Genomic DNA, 23,033 nt, shown 5'->3' on the forward strand with positions numbered 1-23,033 from the left:
TGTATTCCGGAATCTTCAACGCGCCCGCAAGGATGTGGCGTAAAGCTACAGACCTGTCTGGTCGCTGCCAGTTCAGCACGATTATCCGCTAGATGGCATTTTGATGCTGTATTCGTTTGAAAGAGCGAAGGGCCGGGGGGTGGGCGATTGCCCAACCCTTATTGCGTGCCGAATAAAGCGGTCCAGTAGATGCCCGCGTCACTCTTCGGGTCCATGGCATAGGCTGCGCCCAATTCGCGAAACTGGGGGTTCATCAGGTTGGCGCAATGACCCGGGCTGGCGAGCCAGCCGTCGACCACCTTGCGCGGGGTGTCCAGGCCGGCGGCGATGTTTTCGCCGATGTTTTTCGCGATATACCCGGCCAGTTCCGCGCGGTCGCCAGGCGTGCGGCCGTCGTGGTCCAGGTGGTCGAAGAAATTGCCGTTGGCCATGTTGCGCGTGTGGCTGTTGGCGGCCCCGGCCAACGCCTCGTTCCACGACAATGGCGTGGTCGCGGTAAACGCCTGGGTGCCGCACTGGCGCGGTTGCGTGCGGGCGGCATTGATCAGGTCGAGCAGCTTGCGGCCTTCGGTTTGCCAATCGCCCAGGCCGCTGGACAGCAACGGGCGGGCCAGCACGATGCGCCAGTCCTGGCCGCTGTTGCTCACGCCGATGTCGACGAATTGCGGGTCCAGCACCACCCGGCAGAAACTCTCGCGCACGGCTTTCATGGCTGCCTGGGCGTCCTTGGGCCCGGACAGGCTGATGGCCTGCACATTGACCATCGGGTACGCGGCCCGGGCCAGGGCCTGCTGCAGGTCGCCGACGTTATTGGCCGGCAGCACCAGCCGTGTATCGTTGGCCAACGGTGGCAGTTCCTGGGAACCCTGGTCGCCGCAGCGCTGCACCTGGCTGCGGTACTCGTTGATCTGTTGCACCAACTGACTTTCTTCATTCGCCATCGCGCTGGCGCAGAACACCGTACTGGCGGCCAGCGTCGTAAGACCCATCATCAATGACAGAACGCGCATGGACGTTACCCTTGAGCTTGAAAGTGCCCATGATGCGCGATGTAACCCCGTCTGGCGCAACGCCTTTTTTGTTTTTTTGCCTCAACGGGCATTCTGTGGGGCATTCACGGCGCGGATGCGGCCCGCTGTCATCGCGGTGGCCAGCAGGATCAAGCCCACGGCGACGGTGAAAGTCGCATGCAGGCCACTGGTCACGGATTGCGCGGTGGCGCGGGTGACATCCGGGGTCGCCCAGGCGAACACCGCCCCCAGGGCCGAGGTACCGAAGATCAGCCCGATATTGCGTGACAGGTTGAGCAAGCCTGCGACCGTACCTCGGCGCGCACCGTCTACATCGCACATCACCGCAGTATTGTTGGCGGCCTGGAACAGGCTATAGCCCGTCGTCAGAATCACCAGCCCCCCAAGGTAGGCGATCAATCCCGAGGCCAACGACAATAGTAATGCGCCGCAAACCAGGATGCCCAACCCGGCGAAAGTCATAAGGCGCCAGCCGTGGCGGTCGGTGAGGCGCCCCGCCGGTACACCGCTGAGCGCCGCGACACAGGGCCCGACGGCCATGGCCAGGCCCATCCATTGCGGGTCCAGCCCCAGCCCCTTGGACAGGTAGAAAGGGCCGACCACAAAGGTTGCCATGATCACCGCCGCTACTAACGCACTCATCGCGAGACTCGTGCGCAATGATGCTTCCTTCAACGGTGACCAGACGCTGGAAGGTGAGCCTGCTTGGCGTCGATCAACCGGCAAGTAGCGCCACGCGAGGCTGGCCGTGAGTAACCCCAAGGGCATGCCCACCAGAAACAGCGCGCGCCAGCCCCACACACTGAGCAATAACCCGCCAGCGGCGGGGCCCATGGCGGTACCGACGGCTGACATTGTGCCCAGCAGGCCCATCACCCGGCCGGTGCGTTCCTTGGGCACCGTGTCGCCGACCATCCCCAGCGCCATGGCCATCATGCTCGCCGCGCCCAAGCCCTGCAGGAGGCGTGCGGCAATCAGCCAGCCCAGCGAGGGCGCGCCTGCACACAGCCCACTGCCCAGCGCAAACAGCAGCAGCCCGGCGAGCAACAGCCGGCGACGGCCCAGGCGATCGCCCATTCGGCCGGCCATGACAATCACCGCCGTGATCGCCATCAGGTAGGCGAGCACCACCCACTGCACGGCATGAAACGACGCATCGAATGCCTGTACCAGGCTGGGCAGGCCGACATTGGCGATGCTGGTGCCGAGGGCGGCGAGCAACATGGACAGCGACAGGCTGGCAAGGCCGCCCCGTGAAGACGTATGCATGGAAGATTCCTTGGGTGGACGCAACTGTCACAAATCTACGACCTCGCCTAACATGGCGGAAGACGCAGGGTTTGCAGTTAATACCTGCGTCAAACGCCTGCTAAGGAGCGCCCATGCCCGACTTTAATCTGCTGATCACCCTGGATGTCTTGCTGGCCGAAGGCAGTGTCGCCCGAGCGGCCAAGCGCTTGCAGTTGAGCCCCTCGGCCATGAGCCGGGCGCTGGCGCGCTTGCGTGAGACCACCGGCGATCCGCTGTTGGTCCGCGCCGGGCGCGGGCTGGTGCCGACGCCGCGGGCGCAGGCATTGCGTGAGCAGGTCAGCCGCCTGGTGCAGGACGCCCACGCAGTGCTGCGCCCGGCACACGCCCTGGACCTGGCCCAGGTGGAGCGCACGTTCACCTTGCGCACCAGTGAAGAGTTCGTCGAAAACTTCGGTCCTGCGTTGCTGGCGCGCATCGCACGGGAGGCGCCTGGTGTACGCCTGCGTTTCGTCAGCAAGACCGACAAGGACAGCACGTTGCTGCGCGAAGGCAGCGTCGACCTGGAGACCGGTGTGGTCGACCCCGACGCCAGCCCCGAAGTGCTGACCCAGGCGCTGTTTCGCGACCGTTTGATTGGCGTGGTGCGCAGCGGCCATCCCCTGAGCCAGGGCGACATCAGTGCCGAGCGGTTTGCCCTGGGGCGGCACGTCTATGTCTCGCGGCGCGGGCAGGAGCGCGGCCAGATCGACGATGGGCTTGAAGCCCTGGGCTTGACGCGGCAGATCGGCACCGTCGTCGCCGGGTTCGCCACGGCCATCGCCCTGGCCCGCGACACCGACCTGATTGCCAGCGTGCCCGAACGCTACACTGCCCATCAGCGCGAAGGCCTGTACAGCTTTGCGTTGCCGTTGACGCTGGCACCGTTCACCGTGGCGATGCTCTGGCATCCGCGGCTGGATGCCGACCTGGCCCACCGCTGGTTGCGCGGGTGCGTGCGTGAGGTGTGCGGGCACTGAACGGCCTGCAACAGGTACAATCGCCGCTGCCTTGACGCGAAACCCCAGGAATCTGCATGTTCAGCCTTACCCGCTATACCACACCGTGCCCCGAGCCCATCAATGCCCAGATCCTGCAGATGGTGGTGGACAACCTCACCGACATCAGCAGCGTCGCACTGCCGCCGAGCAACCTGCTCTACAACATTTACCAATACGCCATCGGCTTTGAGGTGCACCTGTACCTGGAGGCAGTGGGCGGGTCGAAGGGGATTGCCGTTGAGTTGATCGTGGCGATGCTCGAGGAGCAGGTGATTGGCTTTTGCCTGTATCTGCCGGTGAAGGATGATCCTGAGGCCTGTGGCATCGCCTTCATGGCGGTGCAGGCTGGTTTCCGGCGCCAGGGTGTGGCGCGCGGGATGATGGCGGACGTGCTGGCGCGCTATCCCCATGCGGAGTTGGCCTGTGCCGTGGAGAAGGTAGCGGCCTTCGAGGCCATGGGGTTTGAAGTGCGGGGTGCGCGGGGCACCCAGGTGTTGATGAATACCCGGGACTACGGCACCGATGGCTTGATGGGCGTGTTGGATGTGGCGGCGATCTACAGTTCGCTGGAGGTACGCCAGATCCATACCTACCTGCTGCAAAAACATGGCAAGCGGGCGATGGTGGACGCCGAGAAACAGCGTGATCGGCACCTCGATCAACTGGCCCGCAAGGTCCAGCTGTTTGTGGCAGGGCGTTAGCCTGGCCTGGTTGGCTTTTTTTGTGGTGAGCGGGCTTCTGTGGTGAGCTTGCCTCTGTGGTGAGCGGGCTTGTTGTGGTGAGCGGGCTTGCCCCGCGCTGGGCTGCGAAGCGGCCCCAGAAACAGCCCCGGATCTGCCTGGCACACTGCAGCGCTCTTATCGGGGCCGCTTCGCAGCCCAGCGCGGGGCAAGCCCGCTCACCACAACAAGCCTGCTCACCACAACAAGCCTGTTCACCACAACAAGCCTGTTCACCACAACAAGTCTGCTCACCACAGCAAAGTTCGTTTACCACAGAAGCTTCTTCAGTCTTCAACGCCGTGGGCGGTTGACCATTGCCAGGATGGTCGCCAGCAACTCATCTTGCGCCTCTTCACGGCTGATCTCGCCACTGGCCGCAGCGTAGGACAACGCTTCCGCAGCGCCCAGCATCGCCCTTAATCCTGCCTGTGATACGTGGCCAAAGGGTTCCAATGCGGCACGGCATTTGTCGAGAAAAATCGCCTCGTACTTACGCTTGAGCGCTTCCAGCTCCGGCGAGCTGCTCAGTGCGGCAATCACCCCCGGAATTTCCCGGCCCTGCAATAACACGCAATCGACATAGCACGAGGCGATCACCCCGGCGCGTTCTTCCAAGGTCGCGCGGCTGGCGTCGAGGGCTTCGGCAAACACTTGGGTCTGACGCGCGTCGAAGTCTTCATACAGCGCGGCGAGCAGCCCGGCACGGGTGACGAAATGGTCGTAGACCACCGGTTTGGTGACGCCGGCCAGTTCCGCCAGGCGGCCCAGGGTCAGGGCTTCGGTGCCTTCCTCGCGCACCAGCTGCCAGGCCACCTCCAATAACTGACGCAGGCGATCTTCACGGGACAGGCGACGACGTGGGGCAGGGGATTCAGGGCTTGACATGCTTATATACCAAAAGTAACTTGTTGGCGTTAACTTACCAAAAGTAGCTTAAACCCAAACGGAGTCAAAGTCATGCACGCACTCATCGTCGTTGCCCATCACGACCCACAATCCCTCACCCACGCCGTGGCCGCGCAGGTGGCTGCCGGCCTGACTGCTGAGGGCCACACCTTCGAAATCGCCGACCTCGCCGCCGAAGGCTTCGACCCGCGCTACACCGCCGCCGATCACCGGGTACACCGCACCCAGGCCACGCCCCCGGCCGACGTGCTGGCGGAACAGGCGCGCATCGAGCGCGCCGATGCCTTGGTGCTGGCGTTCCCGATCTACTGGTGGTCGCTGCCGGGCCTGCTCAAGGGCTGGGTCGACCGTGTGTTCGTCAACGGCTGGGCGATCGACTACGGCCCGGATACCCCGGTGGTGAAAAAACTGCGGCATTTGCAGGTGCACTTGCTGGCCCTCGGCGGTGCGGATGACAGCGCGTTTGACCGTCATGGCTATGCCAAGGCGATGCGCACCCAAATCGACTACGGCATCTTCGATTACTGCGGGGCGAAGGTGATGACGTCCGAGCTGTTGCTGGATTCGGAAGGCGGCGCGGCCCCGGCGCATCTGAAGACGGCGAAAGCGATCGGGCAGAGGCTGTTCGAGGCCGAGACGGTCGCCGGTTGATTCAACCTTCGCGAAACAGGTCGTGGGCGTCCAGCAGGCGGTAGGCAATTTCCGGGTTTTTCTCCAGGCCCCGGCGAATCGCCGCCGGGATCGCTTGCCGGGTCTTGCGGCACATGCCTGGCAGCTCGTCGATGACGATCTGGATGCCGCGCATGCTCTTGACCTCGGTGTGCCCCGGCGCGACATGCACGCGGATGCCCAATAACTCGTGCATCCGCTGTTGCATGCGCTCCAGGTCTTGCAGGCTTTGCAGGTTTTCCAGGCGCTCGACCAGGCGTTTTTCTTCCTGGCGGGTCAGGCTGAGGATACGCAGGTCGGCGCCGGGGGCCTCCAGCAGCTGTTCACGGTCGCAGACACAGGCGCCGGGTGGGCAGGGTTGGCGAATGGTCATGATCCTTACCTCCCCATTCCGACGCCGTTGAGTCAGTCGCTCAACGCGACCCCAAGGCTGCCCAGGGCCTTCCAGTACCCAGGATAGGTCTTGGCCACGCAGTCCGGGTCCTGGATGCGGATCCCCGCGATTTTCAACCCCGCCAGGGCAAAGCACATGGCGATGCGGTGGTCGGCATGGGTGTCGATCAGGGCGTTGCACGACGTGCCGGCCAGCGCCGGGTCGGCCGCGACCAGCAGATCATCGCCTTCAATGCTGGCGAGGCCCGGACGGATCGCATTGAGGCCGTCATGCAGGGCCTGTACGCGATCGCATTCCTTGACCCGCAGGTTTGCCAGCTCCGTGAAGCGCACCGGGGTGTTGTTGAAGGCAGCCAGCACCGCCAGGGTCGGGATCGCGTCCTGCATCTGCGAACCCACCACGGTGGCCTGCATATTCGGGAACTGCGCGATCACCGCCTGGGCCTTGGCGTCCGGTTGGGTGAAGGCGTGGGCGGCCACGCCGATGTCGATGCGGCCACCGGTCAACACTTCGGCAGCCCACAAGTAGGTGGCGGCGGACGCGTCGGGTTCGATCAGGTAATCATGGGCGGTGTAGCCGGTGGGGGCCACGCGCCAGGTGGTGTCGTCGACCACCTCGACCTGGGCGCCGAAGGCCCGCATGCAGTCCAGGGTCAGGTCCACGTAGCCACGGGCACCGATGTCCTTGCCGGTCAGTGCCACTTCAATCGGCGCTTCGCCGCACGCGGCCAGCATCAACAGGGCGGAGACATACTGGCTGGACAAACCGCCGTCGATCTCGAAGCGCCTGGCCTGGACCTTGCCCACGCCGTGCACCGTCACCGGCGGGCAACCGGTCGGGCTGTCGACCTGGATACCGTTCCGGCCGAGGGTGGCCAGCAGCGGGCCGATCGGACGTTTCTGCATATACGCGTCGCCGTCCAGTACCACGGTGCCTTGCACGGTAGCCACGGCGGCCGTCAGGAAGCGCATGGCGGTGCCGGCATTGCCGAGGAACAACGGCTGCGCCGGCAATTGCAGCTTGCCGGTGCCGGTGACCACGAAGGTGGTGTCGTCCGGCTCGTCGATGGTCACGCCCATCTGGCGCAGGGCCACCGACATATGCCGGGTGTCATCGCTCTTCAGGGCGCCGCTCAGGCGGCTGGTGCCTTTGGCCAGGGCCGCCAGCAGCAAGGCACGGTTGGTAATGGATTTGGAGCCGGGGGGCGCGACCTTGCCATTCAGGGGGAAGTTGGGCGGTGTAACGGTCACGGTTTTCTGCGAACTCAAGGTGCAAGGCTCCTGATCAAGGCAAGGTGGTACGGAGTGGCCGACGGGCGGACCCGAATAATCGGCCAAAGGTGCGGTGCTTGTCGAGGTCTAGCGCTTGCTCAACCAGTAATCGTGCAGTGCCCGTGCGGCCGGTTCGATAGCGCTGACCCGTTGCTGATGCAGCTTCACATCCAGGTCGGCGGGCAACTCGAAGTTGTCCTGCTCGGCGCACCAGGAGATTTTCTCCAGGTTCGCTGCCTGCTCCGCGGGCAACTCAGGCCAATTGCCGATAGCGGCGCCACGGATATAACCAAAGCACCATTCTTCGGCGAGGGTCACGACTTGGTCCTGGTGTTCGGTTTCATCGAAGCGTGCCTTAAAGGCCTTGGCGTCAGTCGCCAGTTGTGCGGCCAGGGTGTTGATATGACGCACGCACAGGTCAAGGAACTGCTGGGCCTCTTCGGCGCTTTCCCACTCCGGGTTCTGCCCGCCCCAGATCGCCGGGAACCACTCGGCGATGTCCACCTGTGCCGGGCTGGACACCAGCGCGGTGAAGTAGCCGTCGAGTTCGGCCAGGTTCAGCACCGAATGGTCGTCGCCGTATTTCAACAGGGTTTCTTCGATGAATTCGAAATCGGCGGGGGCGAGGGGTTGGGTGTGCATGGGCATATCCTTTAAACGTCGAACGCCGCTGATGGGGCGGCTCAAAGCGCGAAGGATGGCGTGTGCCGGGGCTTTTATCCAGCGTCTTTTCCATCGCCGTTGCCAGTCCCGCTTTTGGCCGATGCGCCGTCACGTACCCTTGTTATAGTTCAGGCCTTATCACTCGCCAGCCAGGGATCACTGCCATGTCCGAATACCAAGCTTTCGTCGTCGAACTCAGCGGCAACGTAGCCCATGTGCAGATCAACCGCCCGGAAAAGATCAACGCGATGAACGCGGCGTTCTGGACCGAGATCATCGACATCTTCCAATGGATCGAAGACACCGACGCCGTACGCGCCGTGGTGCTCAGCGGTGCCGGCAAGCATTTTTCCTCCGGCATCGACCTGATGATGCTCGCCTCGGTGGCCAACGACTTCGGCAAGGACGTGGGCCGCAATGCGCGCCTGCTGCGGCGCAAGATCCTCGAGCTGCAAGCCTCGTTCAATGCCGTCGATAACTGCCGCAAGCCGGTACTGGCGGCGATCCAGGGTTACTGCATCGGTGGCGCCATCGACCTGATCAGCGCCTGCGACATGCGCTACGCGGCTGAAGACGCGCAATTCTCGATCAAGGAAATCGACATCGGCATGGCCGCCGACGTCGGCACCCTGCAACGCCTGCCACGCATCATCGGCGACGGCATGCTGCGTGAGCTGGCCTACACCGGCCGCCCGTTCGGTGCCGAGGAGGCGCGCAGCATCGGCCTGGTCAATCGCGTGTATGCCGACCAGGAAAGCCTGTTGGCCGGGGTGTTCGAGATCGCCCATGAAATCGCGGCCAAGTCGCCGATTGCGGTCACCGGCACCAAGGCCATGATCAGCTACATGCGTGACCATACGGTCAATGACGGTCTGGAATACGTTGCCACCTGGAACTCGGCTATGTTGCAATCCAACGACCTGCGCGTGGCCATCGCGGCCCATATGAGCAAGCAGAAACCCGAATTCGTGGATTGACTGACATGACCCCAGGCTGGATTACCACAACGCTGCTGGACAACGACGCCCCCGGCGGCTGGGCCGTCGCCCGCAGCCGCGAGGGCTTTTTGCATGACGCCAACGGCCCGCTGTTCCCTCGGGAATGGCTCAAGCGCCAGGAGCTTTCGGTGTTTGCCGAACACGGCATCGGCCACCTCGACGGTGAGCCGGTGTACCTGCTGGAACTCGACTCGGCGGGCGAAGTGCCGGGTTGCGGCTGGCAGGGCCTGCGCGGCTTCATGCTGCAAGGTGATCACACCCTCTACAAAGTGCTGGGCTACGCCGCGCAGATCGGCACCTGGGCGCGGGAGCATCGGTTCTGCGGCAGTTGCGGCCAGGCCATGGTCCAGGTGCCACGGGAACGGGCGATGTATTGCCAGGCCTGCGACCTGCGCAGCTACCCACGGATTTCGCCGAGCATGATCGTGCTGGTGACCCGTGGCGACGAGATCCTGCTGGCGCGCTCGCCACGTTTTGTCACCGGGGTCTACAGCACCTTGGCCGGCTTTGCCGAGCCGGGTGAGTCGGCCGAGGACTGCCTGATCCGCGAGGTGCGCGAAGAAGTGCAGGTGGAGGTCAGGAACATCCAGTACATGGGCAGCCAGTGCTGGCCGTTCCCCCATTCGATGATGCTGGGCTTCCATGCCGAGTACGCCGGTGGCGACATCGTGCCCCAGGCCGACGAGATCGAGGACGCGCAGTGGTTCAGCATCCACGACCTGCCGCCGTTGCCGGCGTCACGCTCGATTGCGCGCTACCTGATCGACCTCTACCTGGCCCGTCGCCTAGGCCACGCTGAACCAGTGCTGCCAGGCTAGGCGCACGGTCAGGCCGAGAACCACGGTGATAAACACCGGGCGAATGAATTTGGCGCCGCCGCTGATCGCGCTGCGCGCGCCAAAAAATGCGCCACACATCACCGACACGCCCATCGCCAGGCCGACAATCCAATCCACCGAGCCGTTGAAGATAAACACCGACAGCGCCGCCGCGTTGCTGACGAAGTTCATGCTGCGCGCCACGCCGCTGGCCTTCACCAGGTCGATGGGGTGCAACAGCAGGGTGCTCACGGTCCAGAATGCACCGGTACCGGGGCCGGCCACGCCGTCGTAGAAGCCCAGGCCGAAACCCTGGGTGCCTTGCCATTTCTTCTTGATCGGTGCGTCGGCGTCCAGTGGCGCCTTGGGCGTGCCACCAAACAGCAAATACACACCGCAAGCGAATACGATCACCGGCAGCATTTTGTTGAGGGTTTCGGCGGGCAGGTAGTGGGCAACCACCGCACCGGCCAGCGCACCGATCAAGGTGCCGACGATCGCATGCACCCACTGGCGCGGGTGGAACAGCTTGCGACGGTAGAAGGTGAAACTGGCCGTGGCCGAACCGAAGGTGGAGCTGAGCTTGTTGGTGCCCAGTACCAGGTGGGGCGGCATCCCGGCGGTGAGCAGCGCCGGGGTGGTAAGCAGGCCGCCGCCGCCGGCGATGGCGTCGATAAAGCCGGCGATAAAGGCCACGACGGCGAGAATGGCGAGGGTGGTGAGGTCTACGCTGAGTTCGAAAGGCATGGGAGGGCTTATGGTTGGCAGGGCGCTGTGCGAAGGGGCGCCATCTTACCTGCCTGATGTGCGCAGAACCAACTGTGGGAGCAAGCCCTCTCCCACAGTTGAACAGTGTTCATCTGGCTATTTGTGGGTTCCCATCCACTCCAGCGCCGTGCGCCACACGCAGATCCCGAGGAAATACGCGGACATCACCGACCACAACCCAAACGTCCACGGGTTGGTGTTGGGATAATCCACCACCATCAAGAAGCTGCAGAGCAACCAGATGGTGGTCACTGCGATATTGATCGGCATGAAGCGCTTGACCCGGAACGGGTGCAGGAACTTCATCGGCGTCACGGTCAGCAGGGCCAGGCCGATCACGGTCAGCAAGGTGACCCAGGCATCCGGCTGGATGATGTATACGCACAAGGCCACCACGTTCCAGGCGGCGGGGAAGCCGACGAAGTAGTTGTCCTTGCTCTTCATGTTCACGTTGCAGAAGCAGAACAGCGATGAAACCAGGATCACCGACACCGTGAACAGGTGGGTAAAGTCCGGCAGGTCGATATAGCGGTAGATAAACAGGGCCGGAATAAACACATAGGTGAGGTAATCGATCACCAGGTCCAGTACCGAGCCGTCAAAGCTGGGCAATACCGTGCTGACATTCACCCGTCGCGCCAGGGAACCATCCACGCCGTCTACCACCAGGGCCAGGCCCAGCCAGAGCAGGCAGGCCTTGGGGGAGTTTTCCAGCAGCGCCAGGGTGGCCAGGAAGGCCAATACCACACCGGTGGCGGTAAAGCCGTGGGCGCCCCAGGCTTTGATTCTGGCTACATGCAGGGTCGATATCACGGGCGGTTCTCCAAAAGGTGAAACGGGGCAGCCGACAACGTGACGCTGTCGAGTCTGGCCGGGGAATGCAGGTATCGACCGGGAAGGGGGTCATAAGGTTCACCGCCCGGCGCATCACATAGCGTAGCAAGCGTAGGACGTTTCGGCATCAGCCCTGGCGAAACACCAGTGCCTTGAGGCCACTTTGCGTGTCGATATCCGGAAATTCCGGCGGGTTTTCCAGCCGTTCAATAAAGCGCAGGCCCGGTGCTTCGCGGGTGACGCCGTCGATCAGGAAGTCTTCGCCGAAGGCCGGGTCGTTCATGCACGCCAGGACAGTGCCCTGGGCCGTGAGTAAATCCGGCAGGCGACGCAGTACGCGCTGGTAGTCCTTGGTCAGCAGGAAGCTGCCTTTCTGGAAGGACGGCGGGTCGATGATCACCAGGTCGTAGGGGCCGCTGTGGGTGACCTTGGCCCAGGATTTGAACAGGTCGTGGCCGAGGAAGGTGACCTTGCTCAGGTCATGACCGTTCAGGCGGTGGTTATCGCGGCCGCGGCTCAGGGCGCCACGGGCCATGTCCAGGTTCACCACGTGGCTGGCGCCGCCCTCGATGGCCGCGACCGAGAAGCCGCAGGTGTAGGCAAACAGGTTGAGCACCCGCTGGCCCTTGGCCTGTTCGCGCACCCAGTTGCGGCCGTAGCGCATGTCGAGGAACAGCCCGCTGTTCTGCTTTTTGCCCAGGTCGATGAGGTAACGCAGGCCGCCTTCGGTGATGGTCAGCTCGTCGATGGCTGCGCCCACCAGCCATTCCGTGGTGCTTTGCGGCAGGTAGCGGTGTTGCAGCGCCACGCTGTGGGCGCCGGATTGGCCCCAGTCGAAGTCGATCAACAGCTGTTTCAACCCCTCCAGGTGGGGCGCTTCGGGCTCTTTGAACAGCGCGACCAGCACCACGCCTTGCAGCCAGTCCACGGTCAATTGCTCCAGGCCCGGCCAGCAGCGGCCACGGCCATGGAACAGGCGCCGGGTTTCAGCCGGCGGGTTGGCCAGGGCGGTGAGCAGGTGGGCGTGCAGGGTAGCGAGTGCGTCTGGGTTCATCGTTGAGCGTCGGTCATTGAGCGGGCGGCATTTTAAACACACTGGTGAGGTTTCGGGTTGTTTGAGCACAACGTGCTGGGAAAAAGCCCATAGGCAGTGATTCATGCTCAAAATTCTGCAAGCTGCGCCTGATAACAGGCAAAAAATCCTCAGGCACCGACATAAACTGGAAAAAAACCCGGAGGTGCCCATGAACGGTTTCGCGAGTGCAGTGAATCACACAGCCCTGGATCAACCAGAGCTCGACGAATGGCGTGACGCGCTGGCGTCGCTGGTAGCCAATGCCGGCCCTGAGCGCGCACGCCAGATCCTCGACCTGCTGGCCCGCGCTGCCAGCGCTGCGCACATCGACTGGAAACCCCGCCACGGCACGCCCTACATCAATAGCATCAGCGTCGAGCAGCAACCGGCGTTTCCCGGCGACCTGGCCACCGAAGAGCGCCTGGCCTCGCTGGTACGCTGGAACGCCCTGGCCATGGTGGTGCGGGCCAACCAGGCCTATGGCGAGCTCGGTGGCCACATTGCCAGTTACGCCAGTGCGGCGGATTTGTTCGAGGTGGGTTTCAATCACTTTTTCCGCGCCCGCAATCACGACTTTGGCGGCGACCTGGTGTTCTACCAGCCGCATTCGGCCCCCGGCATTTATGCGCGCGCCTTCCTTGAAGGGCGCTTGAACGCGGACGACCTGGCCCACTATCGCCAGGAACTCGGTGGCGCCAAGGCCGGGGCGCGTGGGCTGTGCAGCTACCCGCACCCGTGGTTGATGCCGGACTTCTGGCAGTTCCCCACCGGTTCCATGGGCATTGGCCCCATCAGTTCGATTTTCCAGGCGCGCTTCATGCGCTATCTGCAGCATCGCGGCTTGCAGGACACCGCCGAGCGCCATGTGTGGGGTGTCTTCGGCGACGGCGAGATGGACGAGCCGGAAAGCATGTCGGCCCTGACCCTGGCCGCGCGCGAAGGCCTCGACAACCTGACCTGGGTGGTCAACTGCAACCTGCAACGCCTCGACGGCCCGGTGCGTGGCAACGGGCGGATCATCGACGAGCTGGAGGCATTGTTCGCGGGGGCGGGCTGGAACGTGATCAAGTTGGTCTGGGGTTCGGACTGGGACCCCTTGCTCGCCAAGGACGCCGACGGCTCCCTGGTCAACACGTTGTCGAGCACCGTGGACGGCCAATTCCAGACCTTCGCCGCCAAGGACGGGGCCTACAACCGCGAACACTTCTTCGGCCAGAGCGCGGCGCTGGCCAGCCTGGTCGAGGGCATGAGCGATGAGCAGATCGACCGGCTCAAGCGTGGCGGCCACGACATGGTCAAGATCCATGCCGCCTATCACGCAGCGCGCCGGGTCAAGGGCAAGCCCACGGTGATCCTGGCCCAGACCAAAAAGGGTTTCGGCATGGGCGAGGCCGGGCAGGGCAAGATGACCACTCACCAGCAGAAGAAGCTCGATCGCGAGGCGCTGCTCGCGTTCCGCAACCGCTTCCAGTTGCCGCTGAGCGATGAACAGGCCGAGTCGCTGAGCTTCTTCAAGCCTGCGGATGACAGCCTCGAATTGCGCTACCTGCATCAGCGGCGCACGGCCCTGGGCGGCTACGTGCCCAGCCGTAGCAAGGCCGCAGCACCGGTGAACGTCCCGCCCGTGAGCGGTTACGCCGGTTTCGCCACGGCGGCCGACGGCAAGGAAATGTCCACCACCATGGCCTTCGTGCGCATGCTGACCAACCTGCTCAAGGACAAGGCGCTCGGGCCGCGCATCGTGCCCATCGTGGCGGATGAGGCGCGTACTTTCGGCATGGCCAACCTGTTCAAGCAGATCGGCATCTATTCCAGCGTCGGCCAGCGCTATGAGCCGGAAGACATTGGTTCGATCCTCAGCTACCGCGAAGCCACCGACGGGCAGATTCTTGAAGAAGGCATCAGCGAGGCCAGTGCCATCAGTTCCTGGGTCGCGGCGGCCACCAGCTATTCGGTGCATGGCCTGCGCATGCTGCCGTTCTACATCTATTACTCGATGTTCGGCTTCCAGCGCGTCGGCGACCTGATCTGGGCCGCCGCCGACCAGCGCGCCCGTGGCTTCCTGCTCGGTGCCACGGCCGGGCGGACCACACTCGGCGGTGAGGGCTTGCAGCACCAGGACGGCAGCAGCCATCTCACCGCCGCCACCGTGCCCAACTGCCGCGCCTACGATCCGGCGTTTGCCGGGGAATTTGCGGTGATCCTCGACCACGGCATGCGCCAGATGCTGGAACAGGATGTGGACGAGTTCTACTACGTGACCCTGATGAACGAAAACTACCCGCAGCCAAGCCTGCCCGCAGGCGTGGAGGCGGCGGTCATCAAGGGCCTGTATCGCCTGGAAGGCGCCGCTGACGCCCGGGTACGCCTGCTCGGTTCGGGCACCTTGCTGCGTGAAGCCCAGGCCGCCGCGCGGTTACTGGCTGAGGATTGGCTCGTGGCGAGCGAGGTGTACAGCGTGACCAGTTTCAGCGAACTGGCACGGGAGGCGCGGGAAGTGGAGCGCTGGAACCGCTTGCATCCGCAGGCCGGCAAGCGCGTCAGTCACCTGAATGACTGCTTGCCGGCAGGTGCGCCAGTGGTTGCCGTGTCCGACTACGTACGCGCAGTACCGCAGATGATTGCGTCCTATCTGGACTCCAGCTACACCGTGCTCGGCACCGACGGGTTTGGTCGCAGTGATACACGGGCGGCGCTGCGGGATTTCTTTGAGGTGGATCGGCATCACATCGTGCTGGCGGCGCTTACCGCGTTGGTGGAGCAGGGCAGTCTTGAGCGGCACGTGTGCCAGCAGGCGATTGAGCGGTATGGCTTGCAGGTGGATCGCGCAGCTTCCTGGACCTGCTGATTCCCTCGGCAGCTGCTACGACGGTCACATGCTGCTGGCGATGAGAGGCTGACCGAACACTTCGCGTATAAACCCCGGGGCGATATACCGCTCGTAATGCGCCTCGGACAGCAGGAAAAACTCCCGGTCAATGGCATCGCGCAAATCCGCCAGGCTGCGTTCGCGAAACTCCGGCAACAACGCCAAGCCATAGGCGTCCAGCCTGGAAATCACCCGCGCGCCCCGGGCAATCAGCTGGTACGCCCAGCAATACGGCGACTGGTGCGGCATAAAGCGAATCTTGCGGTCTTCCAGTTGTTGGCGCAGGCGCTGGGGGTCGAACACTTCCAGCTTGCTGGCCATCACCTGCACCAGCAATTGCTCAAGGCGCAGCCATACCGCCTGCTTTTCCTCGGCGTTGTAGCCATTCCACTGGATCACTTCATGGTGATAACGCTTGCAGCCCCGGCAGACCAGGTCGCCGTAAACGGTGGAGCACAGGCCGACGCAGGGGGTCTTGATGGTGTGAGGCATTTTCAAGCCTTTGAAGAAAGTGTAAGCGGGTTTTGTCGGTGTTTCTTTATTGCCAGGTGGACAACGATGCCCCCAGTCCACTGAGAGCACCCAGCATGAAAAACCCGATCAACGCTTCAGGTTATTGGCTAAGCGCCCTGATGGTTGCTGCCCTTGCCGGATGTACCAGCCCACCCCGTGAAAGAGTCACTGCCATGCACAAACCCCTGGTTTCCCTCGCCGTACTCAAGGCCAAACCCGGCAAGCAACAGGCCCTTAAAGCAGGCTTGTTGAACCTGATCGAGCCGACGCGCACCGAACCAGGCAACCTTGACTATGTGTTGTTCGAGCAGCGGGACGAACCCGGTACGTTCTACATGCGTGAGGCGTTCAAGGACCAGGCGGCACTCGATGCGCATTTTGCGACGCCATACTTCCAGCGCTTCGCCGCAGCGGCGGATGACTGGCTCGATGAGCCTTTGCAGTTGATCTTTCTGGAGCAGGTCTCGGACTGAACCCCGCCCATGGACCGTGATGCTACGGTCCATGGGGCTGCGGGGTTAATCCCAGCTTAATGCGCCGCCGGTCTGATACTCAATAACCCGAGTCTCAAAGAAATTCTTCTCTTTCTTCAAGTCCATGATCTCGCTCATCCATGGGAACGGGTTGGTCGTCCCCGGATACTCTTCCTTCAAGCCGATCTGCGACAGGCGGCGGTTAGCGATGAACTTGAGGTAATCCTCCATCATCGCCGCATTCATCCCCAGCACGCCACGCGGCATGGTATCCCGCGCATATTCAATCTCCAGCTGAGTCCCCTGCAGGATCATCTGGGTCGCTTCTTCCTTCATCTCGGCATCCCACAAGTGCGGGTTTTCGATCTTGATCTGGTTGATCACATCGATACCGAAGTTCAGGTGCATCGACTCATCGCGCAGGATGTACTGGAACTGCTCGGCCACGCCGGTCATTTTGTTGCGGCGGCCCATGGACAGGATCTGGGTGAAGCCGCAGTAGAAGAAGATGCCTTCCAGCACGCAGTAGTAGGCGACCAGGTTGCGCAGCAGTTCCTTGTCGGTGTCGACGGTGCCGGTTTCGAACTTCGGATCGGAGATCGAACGGGTGTATTTCAGGCCCCAGGCTGCCTTCTTAGCCACCGATGGAATCTCGTGGTACATGTTGAAGATCTCGCCTTCATCCATGGCCAACGATTCGATGCAGTACTGGTAGGCGTGGGTGTGGATCGCTTCTTCGAAGGCCTGGCGCAGGATGTACTGGCGGCACTCCGGGTTGGTGATCAGGCGGTACACGGCCAGGACCAGGTTATTCGCGACCAACGAATCCGCAGTGGAGAAGAAGCCGAGGTTGCGCATGACGATGCGGCGTTCGTCGTCGGTCAGGCCTTCGGGGTTTTTCCACAGGGCGATGTCGGCGGTCATGTTGACCTCCTGCGGCATCCAGTGGTTGGCGCAGCCGTCGAGGTACTTTTGCCAGGCCCAGTCGTACTTGAAGGGCACGAGTTGGTTGAGGTCGGCGCGGCAGTTGATCATGCGCTTTTCGTCAACGGCGACGCGGGCGGAGGCGCCTTCGAGTTCGGCAAGGCCTTCGGCGACGTCGAGTTTGTCCAGGGCAGCCTTGGCGCGCACGATGGCGGCGGAGTCACTGGCGGTGACGGCGCGGGCTTCGATGGCGGCAGCGGCGCCGGCACCGTCGAGGCGGTCCATGTTGGCTTCGCTGGCATGGCCGGCGTTGGCGCCCTTGATCACGGCTGCACCGGTGTCCTCGTTGTCGACTTCATCCCAACTCAGCATTGAAATACTCCCTTCTGTTCTGGTTTGACGGCATGTGAACCCGTCCAAAAAAATCTGATTTGCAGGCTGTCAGGCATTGAAATACTGCGCAGAGTGTGGTCGGTGATTACCGATACTGCACACTATGTAGTGGTCTGTTCTGTTTGTGGGCACACTATATGGTGTGTGGGGGGCATGGTCAACGCACAAGATGTGCGGTCCTGGGTCGCTCCCCGGCGCTCATTCGGCTATAAAGCGTGGGTTCATTGGCCTCGCTCGGAATCTCAAGGGAATGAAAAAACTGCTGATCCGCCCAGCCATCCAGGACGACGCTGAAAGCCTCTTCCTGGTGCATAGACACTCTGTCGAACACCTGTGCAAGGCCGACTATGGCACCGAACAGATTGCCATGTGGCTGGACGGACGCTCGCCCGACACGTACCGCGAAGCCATCGCTGCCGGCAACCTTTGGCTGGCGTACACCGACACTGTGCAAGGTTTCGTCGAGGTGGACGGGCATGAGGTCAGCAAGCTGTTCATTCGTGGGGATGCGGCCGGGCAGGGCGTCGGCGCCCGTCTGCTGACCAAAGCGCTGCTGCTTATCGAGGCTGCCGGCCATAGGTGCGCCTACCTCGAAGCCACCCTTACCGCCGAAAAATTCTATGCCGCGTTCGGTTTTCGCAAGATTGGCGAAGGCACCTTCAGCCGTGGCAACAGTGCGATTTCAATCGAGATCATCAAGATGGAACGCGCCTTCCAGTAGTGGCCGGCGTGGGCTGTGGGGCCGACCCCGACGGCTCGGTAACACAGAAGCTCACCGGCGCACGGCCGTCGGGAGTAAACCCGTCTCATGTTAGGGGGGCGGGGGAGCCCCATCGGATGCAGCCTGCAACAGCGCCGCAAACACCTGCTGCACCCGTGGCTCATCACTGTGGGCCACATTGAAGCGCATCGAGTCGCGGTGCGCCGGGTCATTACCGAACAACGCACCCGGCGCCAGCACCATGCCTTGTTTCAACGCATCCTGGGCCAGTTGCTCGCCGCTTACCCCAGGTGGCAGACGCGCCCAGATAAACATCCCGCCCTCATAGGGCATCGGCAGTTCGCAGCCGCAACGCCGCAGCCACTGTTCGACACGTCCGCCGGCCTCCATCAGGCGCTGGACCATGCGCTTGCGATGCTTGGTGTAGCTGCCTTCGCTGAGCGTGCGGTAGACGATCTGTTCAAGCAGCTCCGAGGTCACGCCGCCACTCATCAGCTTCATATGGGTAAGGTTGGCCGCCAGTTGCGGTGCGGCCACCACATAGCTGACACGGGCGTTGGCGCTGAGGACTTTGGAGAAGCCCGAAAGGTAGGTGACCTGGTCGAGGCCGGCGACAGTGGCCAGGCGCGGCGGCGGGTTGGGGTGCAGGTCGGCGTAGAGGTCATCTTCGATGATATGGCAGTGATACTGCTGGGTCAGTTGCAACAGGCGAAACGCCTGGCTGGGGCTGAAGGAGTGGCCGGTGGGGTTATGCAGCACGCTGGTGGTCAGGTACAGGCTGGGACGATGTTCGGCCAGCAACTGCTCGAGAACGCTGAAGTCGAAGCCGTCGGGGCGCCGCTCGATGGTCACGATCTTGACCCCGTGCAAGGCCAGGTTGGCGTGAAAGTTGAAATAGCACGGTGCGTCCAGCAGCACCGTGTCGCCGGGCCTGGCGAGCAGGCGCATGAGCATGTCCAGGCCCTGCACGGTGTTGGGGGTGGTGATGATTTGTTCCACCGGCACCGACAAACCGTCGGCATGCAGCTTCTGTTGCAGGGCCTGGCGCAAGGGCAGCAGCCCGGCGGATGTGCCCAGTGCGGCGATGCGCAGCGACGGCGCACGCACGGTGCTGCGCATGGCCTGGCGGAAGGCTTCGTTATCCAGCCACGCTTCTGGCAAGTGGCCGCCGCCGGGGCGCAGGTCGCCGTAGACTGAGGCGAGGGGGCGGCGCAATACGCTGAGCAGGTCCTGGGGCAGCAGGTCGACCCAGCTCGCCGAGGCCGGGCGCACCCTGTCAACGGCCACGAAGTAGCCACGGCCCTGGCTGGAGGTGAGCAGGTTGCGCCCGCGCAGGCGGTCCAGGGCTTCGTTGAGGGTGAACTTGCTGACACCCAGGGCCTGGGTCAACTCACGCACCGACGGCAACTTGCTGCCGGGTGCCCATTCGCCGGTCTCGATGAGCTGGCTGAACGCCTCGACGATCTGCTGCACCTTGGGTGTGCCGTTCACAAACGCGATGGCGGGTATAAACATAAACCTTCCTTGTGTTTACCGGTGATTTTACCGGTGAAGTTCGGCCGGATTAGGCCTGACTTTACCTGCCTTATGCAACGCCGCTTGCCTAAACTGCACGCCTTCTCGTCTCAGGTCCAAGGCCATGACCAGCGCATTGACGCTCTCTTCGTTTCTCTACTTCCTGCTGTTTTGCGCCACCATGACCTTCAGCCCCGGCCCCATGACCCTGCTGCTGTTGAGCCTGGGCTTGAAGAGCGGTTTGCGCAGTTCGATCCCGGCGCAACTCGGTGCCAGTGTGTCGTACCTGATTTCCATCCTGATCTTTGCCGTGGGCTTTTCGGCACTGATCAAGGGCAATCTCGCCATCACCCTGACCATTCAGTTGGTCGGAGTGGCCTACATTCTCTATCTGGCCTACAAGCAGTGGACCGGCAGCGGCGTGTCGATCGGCAAGGCGGCTGCCGTGGAGGGCTCGCGCAGCCTGTTCGGCAAAGGACTGCTGACCGGCTTTTCCAACCCCAAGACCCTCATCATGTTCAGCGCTGTATTCCCACAGTTCGCCGGGGCAGGGGAGCACCGTGCAGCGGTGGATATCGCCATCCTCGGGGCGACCTTTCTGGTGCTGCAATTTGCCAGCGGTTGCCTGTATTGCTACTTCGGCCAGCGCATCAAGCACGTGCTGGAAAACCCCCAGCGCCGTGTGCTATTGCAGCGGATCACGGCGGTGCTGCTGCTGGGGGTGGCGTTGATGCTGGCCCGCGGTTTTTCCCACTGAATGTTTTGGCGGGGGAGTGAGCAATGGTGGCTAATTGCTGGCGCCCTGATAGACTCCAGGCATTCATCCAGGATTACAGCCCTCCATGCCAGCCGTCGGAGGAAAAGGACTTCCGCTCGCTACCCGTTTGTATAAATCCCGCACCTTGGGGCTGACGCTCGGTTTCGTGTGCGTGGTGTTTGGCATGTACCCGCTGGATCCGGCGCCATGGGTGTGGGCCTGGATGGTGATCAACGCCTTTGTCTGGCCGGTCGTGGCCTTTCAGCGCTCGTTGCGGACTACCCATACGCTGCGCAGTGAGCGCCGCAATTTGCTGTTCGATTCGTTTTGCGGCGGTTTCTGGGTCGCGGCCATGCACTTCAACCCGCTTCCCGGTGTGACGACCCTGTCGATGATGACCATGAACAACGTCGCCATCGGCGGTCCGCGCTTCATGCTGGCGGGCTGGGCGGCGCAGGCGCTGGGCATCGGCACGTCGCTGTTGATATTCACCCCGGCCTTTATCGCCACGACCACCCCGGTCCAGCTCTATGCCTGCCTGCCGATTCTGATGGTGTACCCGCTGGCGCTGGGTTGGATCTGTTACCGCCAGGCGGTGACCCTGGCCCGGCACAAACGCGAACTGCTGGCGCTGAGTCGCACCGACAGCCTGACCGGCCTGCTCAACCATGGCGCGTGGAAAGACCACCTGGAGATCGAGTTCCAACGTTGCTGCCGCGAACAGCAAGGGGCCGCGATTGCGTTGATCGACATCGACCATTTCAAGCTTATCAACGACACCTATGGCCACGTCACCGGCGACATCGTCCTGCGCCAGCTCGGCAAAGTGCTGCGCCAGAACCTGCGCGCCACTGACCTGGCCGGGCGCTATGGCGGCGATGAGTTCTGCGTGATCCTGCCGGGCATGCCGCTCAACCGCGCCACCGAAGTGATGGATGCGTTGCGCGATCGCTTCAACGCGTTGGCCTACGCCCAGGACCCGTCATTGCGCGCCAGCTTGAGCATCGGCCTGGCGCCGTATCAACCAGGGCACGCCGACTCGACCCGTTGGCTCAATGAGGCAGACCTGGCGCTGTATGAAGCCAAGAGCAGCGGGCGCAACCGGGTCAGTTCGGTGCAAGGCACTTGGTTGCGGTCGGTCTAGTGGGGTAGGGTGAGGCGGCACCCCAACAAAAAACAAGGATCGGTTCATGCCCTTCACCTTCCCGCGTACTTTCCTGGCCGCCACGTTGGCCTTGTCTTTTGCAGTCCCGGCCTACAGCGCCGAACCCCACAAACAGATCCAGGCCGACGCCGAGCAGTACAAGGCCCCGGCCTTGAAACTGCTGGAGCGCCTGGTGAATATCGATTCGGGCTCCGGCTACGGGCCAGGCTTGACCCAGGTGAGTGACATCGCCGTCGATGAACTCAAACAACTGGGCTTCACCATTGAACGGGTGCCGGATGCCGCCGCCAACAGCAGCCATGTGATCGCCACCCTCAAGGGCGACGGCAAGGCCAAAATCCTGCTGATGGCCCACATGGACACCGTGTTCAAGGAAGGTTCGGCGGCCGAACGGCCGTTTCATATCAAGGATGGCCGCGCCTATGGCCCCGGCGTGATGGATGACAAGGGCGGCATCGTCGCCGGCATCTACGCGCTCAAAGTCCTGAAGAACCAAGGGTTCAAGGACTATGCACAGATTACCTTCCTGCTCGATGCCAGCGAAGAAACCGGTTCCGACATCGCCTCTGAACTGATCCGTAACACCGCCAAGGCCCACGACGTCACGCTGAACCTGGAGCCCGGCCGCCCAGCCGACGGCCTGGTGGTGTGGCGCAAAGGCAGTGCCACCGCCGTGGTCGAAGTCAAAGGCAAAGCCGCCCACGCCGGCGTCGCCCCGGAGCTGGGACGCAACGCCGCCATGGAAGCCGCGCACCAGATTCTGCAACTGGGCAAACTCGGCGATGAAGACAAGAAGACCACCATCAACTTCACCGTGATCAACGCGGGCGACCGCACCAACGTCATCCCCGACCAAGCCACCGCCAAGGCCGATGTGCGTGCGGCATTGCCGGAAGAGTTCGACCGGATCGAGAAGGACTTGGTGCGGGTCTCCGCCAACAAATTGATCCCGGAAACCGAAGTGACCACCACCCTCAAACGCGGCCTGCCGCCCATGCCGCAGACGCCGGAGTCGGACAAGCTGGTGGCGATTGCCCAGGGGATTTATGGGGAGCTGGGTAAAAAGTTGACCATTGAAGGCAGCGGCGGCGCGGCGGATGCCAGTTTGTCCGCCGGGGTAGGGACGCCGACGTTGGATGGGTTTGGGATAGTGGGGGGGAATATTCATACGCCGCAGGAGTATGCGGAGGTGGAGAGCGTGGCACCGCGGATTTACTTGCTGAGTCGGATGATTATGGAACTGAGTAAACGCTGATCAGCCTGGGA

Annotated in this window: 23 protein-coding genes; 11 read left to right on the forward strand and 12 right to left on the reverse strand. The window is 62.9% G+C overall.

Going from position 1 to position 23,033, the window contains the following annotated elements; all coding sequences use genetic code 11:
• Positions 1 to 158 precede the first annotated feature (158 nt).
• Both FX984_RS00435 and FX984_RS00440 read right to left on the reverse strand, forming a co-directional pair.
• Complete coding sequence (locus FX984_RS00435) at positions 159 to 1,010, reverse strand: CAP domain-containing protein (protein WP_027606380.1); 852 nt, start codon at positions 1,008 to 1,010, stop codon at positions 159 to 161.
• 81 nt (positions 1,011 to 1,091) lie between these two features.
• The gene (locus FX984_RS00440; protein WP_027606379.1) at positions 1,092 to 2,300 is read right to left on the reverse strand and encodes an MFS transporter; all 1,209 of its coding nucleotides are present in this window, start codon (positions 2,298 to 2,300) and stop codon (positions 1,092 to 1,094) included.
• Positions 2,301 to 2,413: 113 nt separating this feature from the next.
• On the opposite strand from FX984_RS00440, the gene FX984_RS00445 reads away from it, so the two are divergent.
• Entirely contained in the window at positions 2,414 to 3,298 is an 885-nt protein-coding gene (locus FX984_RS00445; RefSeq protein ID WP_092357865.1) for a LysR family transcriptional regulator, read from the forward strand.
• Positions 3,299 to 3,354: 56 nt separating this feature from the next.
• Positions 3,355 to 4,020 (forward strand): GNAT family N-acetyltransferase, encoded by a 666-nt coding sequence (locus FX984_RS00450; protein ID WP_027606377.1) that lies wholly within the window; start codon positions 3,355 to 3,357, stop codon positions 4,018 to 4,020.
• Between the two features lie 312 nt (positions 4,021 to 4,332).
• Here the strand turns inward: FX984_RS00450 and FX984_RS00455 are convergent, their stop codons facing one another.
• Complete coding sequence (locus FX984_RS00455) at positions 4,333 to 4,926, reverse strand: TetR/AcrR family transcriptional regulator (protein WP_027606376.1); 594 nt, start codon at positions 4,924 to 4,926, stop codon at positions 4,333 to 4,335.
• 72 nt (positions 4,927 to 4,998) lie between these two features.
• Here FX984_RS00455 and FX984_RS00460 point away from each other — a divergent pair, with 72 nt between their 5' ends.
• Complete coding sequence (locus tag FX984_RS00460; RefSeq protein ID WP_146477965.1) at positions 4,999 to 5,598, forward strand: NAD(P)H-dependent oxidoreductase; 600 nt, start codon at positions 4,999 to 5,001, stop codon at positions 5,596 to 5,598.
• A 1-nt stretch (position 5,599) separates the two neighbouring features.
• Here the strand turns inward: FX984_RS00460 and FX984_RS00465 are convergent, their stop codons facing one another.
• The 3 genes from FX984_RS00465 to FX984_RS00475 all read right to left on the reverse strand — a co-directional run bounded on the left by FX984_RS00465 (position 5,600) and on the right by FX984_RS00475 (position 7,923).
• On the reverse strand, positions 5,600 to 5,989 hold the full coding sequence (locus tag FX984_RS00465; RefSeq protein ID WP_092357871.1) for a hypothetical protein: 390 nt from the start codon (positions 5,987 to 5,989) through the stop codon (positions 5,600 to 5,602).
• Positions 5,990 to 6,021: 32 nt separating this feature from the next.
• Positions 6,022 to 7,278 (reverse strand): 3-phosphoshikimate 1-carboxyvinyltransferase, encoded by a 1,257-nt coding sequence (gene aroA / locus FX984_RS00470; protein ID WP_146477966.1) that lies wholly within the window; start codon positions 7,276 to 7,278, stop codon positions 6,022 to 6,024.
• A 90-nt stretch (positions 7,279 to 7,368) separates the two neighbouring features.
• Positions 7,369 to 7,923, reverse strand: a complete 555-nt coding sequence (locus tag FX984_RS00475) for a UPF0149 family protein (protein ID WP_092357875.1) — start codon at positions 7,921 to 7,923, stop codon at positions 7,369 to 7,371.
• Between the two features lie 185 nt (positions 7,924 to 8,108).
• Here FX984_RS00475 and FX984_RS00480 point away from each other — a divergent pair, with 185 nt between their 5' ends.
• Positions 8,109 to 8,921 carry a crotonase/enoyl-CoA hydratase family protein gene (locus tag FX984_RS00480; RefSeq protein ID WP_027606371.1) on the forward strand — a complete coding sequence of 271 codons (813 nt, stop codon included), beginning with the start codon at positions 8,109 to 8,111 and terminating at the stop codon, positions 8,919 to 8,921.
• Positions 8,922 to 8,926: 5 nt separating this feature from the next.
• On the forward strand, positions 8,927 to 9,760 hold the full coding sequence (gene nudC, locus FX984_RS00485; RefSeq protein WP_027606370.1) for an NAD(+) diphosphatase: 834 nt from the start codon (positions 8,927 to 8,929) through the stop codon (positions 9,758 to 9,760).
• On the opposite strand, the gene FX984_RS00490 is transcribed toward nudC, so the two are convergent.
• The 3 genes from FX984_RS00490 to FX984_RS00500 form a co-directional block, all read right to left on the reverse strand.
• On the reverse strand, positions 9,728 to 10,507 hold the full coding sequence (locus tag FX984_RS00490) for a TSUP family transporter (RefSeq protein WP_146477968.1): 780 nt from the start codon (positions 10,505 to 10,507) through the stop codon (positions 9,728 to 9,730). The genes nudC and FX984_RS00490 overlap by 33 nt on opposite strands.
• Before the next feature lie 117 nt (positions 10,508 to 10,624).
• Entirely contained in the window at positions 10,625 to 11,341 is a 717-nt protein-coding gene (gene pcsA, locus FX984_RS00495; RefSeq protein WP_027606368.1) for a phosphatidylcholine synthase, read from the reverse strand.
• Positions 11,342 to 11,489: 148 nt separating this feature from the next.
• Positions 11,490 to 12,416, reverse strand: coding sequence for a class I SAM-dependent methyltransferase (locus FX984_RS00500; RefSeq protein ID WP_108574316.1), 927 nt, complete (start codon positions 12,414 to 12,416; stop codon positions 11,490 to 11,492).
• A gap of 190 nt (positions 12,417 to 12,606) precedes the next feature.
• Here FX984_RS00500 and mdeB point away from each other — a divergent pair, with 190 nt between their 5' ends.
• A complete protein-coding gene (gene mdeB / locus FX984_RS00505; protein ID WP_154905222.1) occupies positions 12,607 to 15,285 on the forward strand; it encodes an alpha-ketoglutarate dehydrogenase in 2,679 nt (892 codons plus the stop codon).
• A gap of 24 nt (positions 15,286 to 15,309) precedes the next feature.
• On the opposite strand, the gene FX984_RS00510 is transcribed toward mdeB, so the two are convergent.
• The gene (locus FX984_RS00510) at positions 15,310 to 15,798 is read right to left on the reverse strand and encodes a DUF1289 domain-containing protein (RefSeq protein ID WP_027606365.1); all 489 of its coding nucleotides are present in this window, start codon (positions 15,796 to 15,798) and stop codon (positions 15,310 to 15,312) included.
• Between the two features lie 194 nt (positions 15,799 to 15,992).
• On the opposite strand from FX984_RS00510, the gene FX984_RS00515 reads away from it, so the two are divergent.
• On the forward strand, positions 15,993 to 16,292 hold the full coding sequence (locus FX984_RS00515) for a putative quinol monooxygenase (RefSeq protein ID WP_098479661.1): 300 nt from the start codon (positions 15,993 to 15,995) through the stop codon (positions 16,290 to 16,292).
• Between the two features lie 45 nt (positions 16,293 to 16,337).
• On the opposite strand, the gene FX984_RS00520 is transcribed toward FX984_RS00515, so the two are convergent.
• Positions 16,338 to 17,588 carry a ribonucleotide-diphosphate reductase subunit beta gene (locus FX984_RS00520; RefSeq protein ID WP_046067981.1) on the reverse strand — a complete coding sequence of 417 codons (1,251 nt, stop codon included), beginning with the start codon at positions 17,586 to 17,588 and terminating at the stop codon, positions 16,338 to 16,340.
• Positions 17,589 to 17,859: 271 nt separating this feature from the next.
• Between FX984_RS00520 and FX984_RS00525 the strand changes: the two genes are divergently transcribed.
• A complete protein-coding gene (locus tag FX984_RS00525) occupies positions 17,860 to 18,330 on the forward strand; it encodes a GNAT family N-acetyltransferase (RefSeq protein ID WP_027608107.1) in 471 nt (156 codons plus the stop codon).
• A 90-nt stretch (positions 18,331 to 18,420) separates the two neighbouring features.
• On the opposite strand, the gene FX984_RS00530 is transcribed toward FX984_RS00525, so the two are convergent.
• A complete protein-coding gene (locus FX984_RS00530) occupies positions 18,421 to 19,845 on the reverse strand; it encodes an aminotransferase-like domain-containing protein (protein ID WP_027608108.1) in 1,425 nt (474 codons plus the stop codon).
• Positions 19,846 to 19,969: 124 nt separating this feature from the next.
• Between FX984_RS00530 and FX984_RS00535 the strand changes: the two genes are divergently transcribed.
• The 3 genes from FX984_RS00535 (at position 19,970) to FX984_RS00545 (ending at position 23,022) form a co-directional block, all read left to right on the forward strand.
• Positions 19,970 to 20,602 (forward strand): LysE family translocator, encoded by a 633-nt coding sequence (locus FX984_RS00535; protein ID WP_027608109.1) that lies wholly within the window; start codon positions 19,970 to 19,972, stop codon positions 20,600 to 20,602.
• A gap of 85 nt (positions 20,603 to 20,687) precedes the next feature.
• Positions 20,688 to 21,746 carry a diguanylate cyclase gene (locus tag FX984_RS00540; protein ID WP_027608110.1) on the forward strand — a complete coding sequence of 353 codons (1,059 nt, stop codon included), beginning with the start codon at positions 20,688 to 20,690 and terminating at the stop codon, positions 21,744 to 21,746.
• 46 nt (positions 21,747 to 21,792) lie between these two features.
• Entirely contained in the window at positions 21,793 to 23,022 is a 1,230-nt protein-coding gene (locus FX984_RS00545) for a M20/M25/M40 family metallo-hydrolase (protein WP_027608111.1), read from the forward strand.
• Positions 23,023 to 23,033: the final 11 nt, after the last annotated feature.

Source organism: Pseudomonas marginalis (genome assembly GCF_008692035.1).
GTDB classification, from domain to species: domain Bacteria; phylum Pseudomonadota; class Gammaproteobacteria; order Pseudomonadales; family Pseudomonadaceae; genus Aquipseudomonas; species Aquipseudomonas marginalis.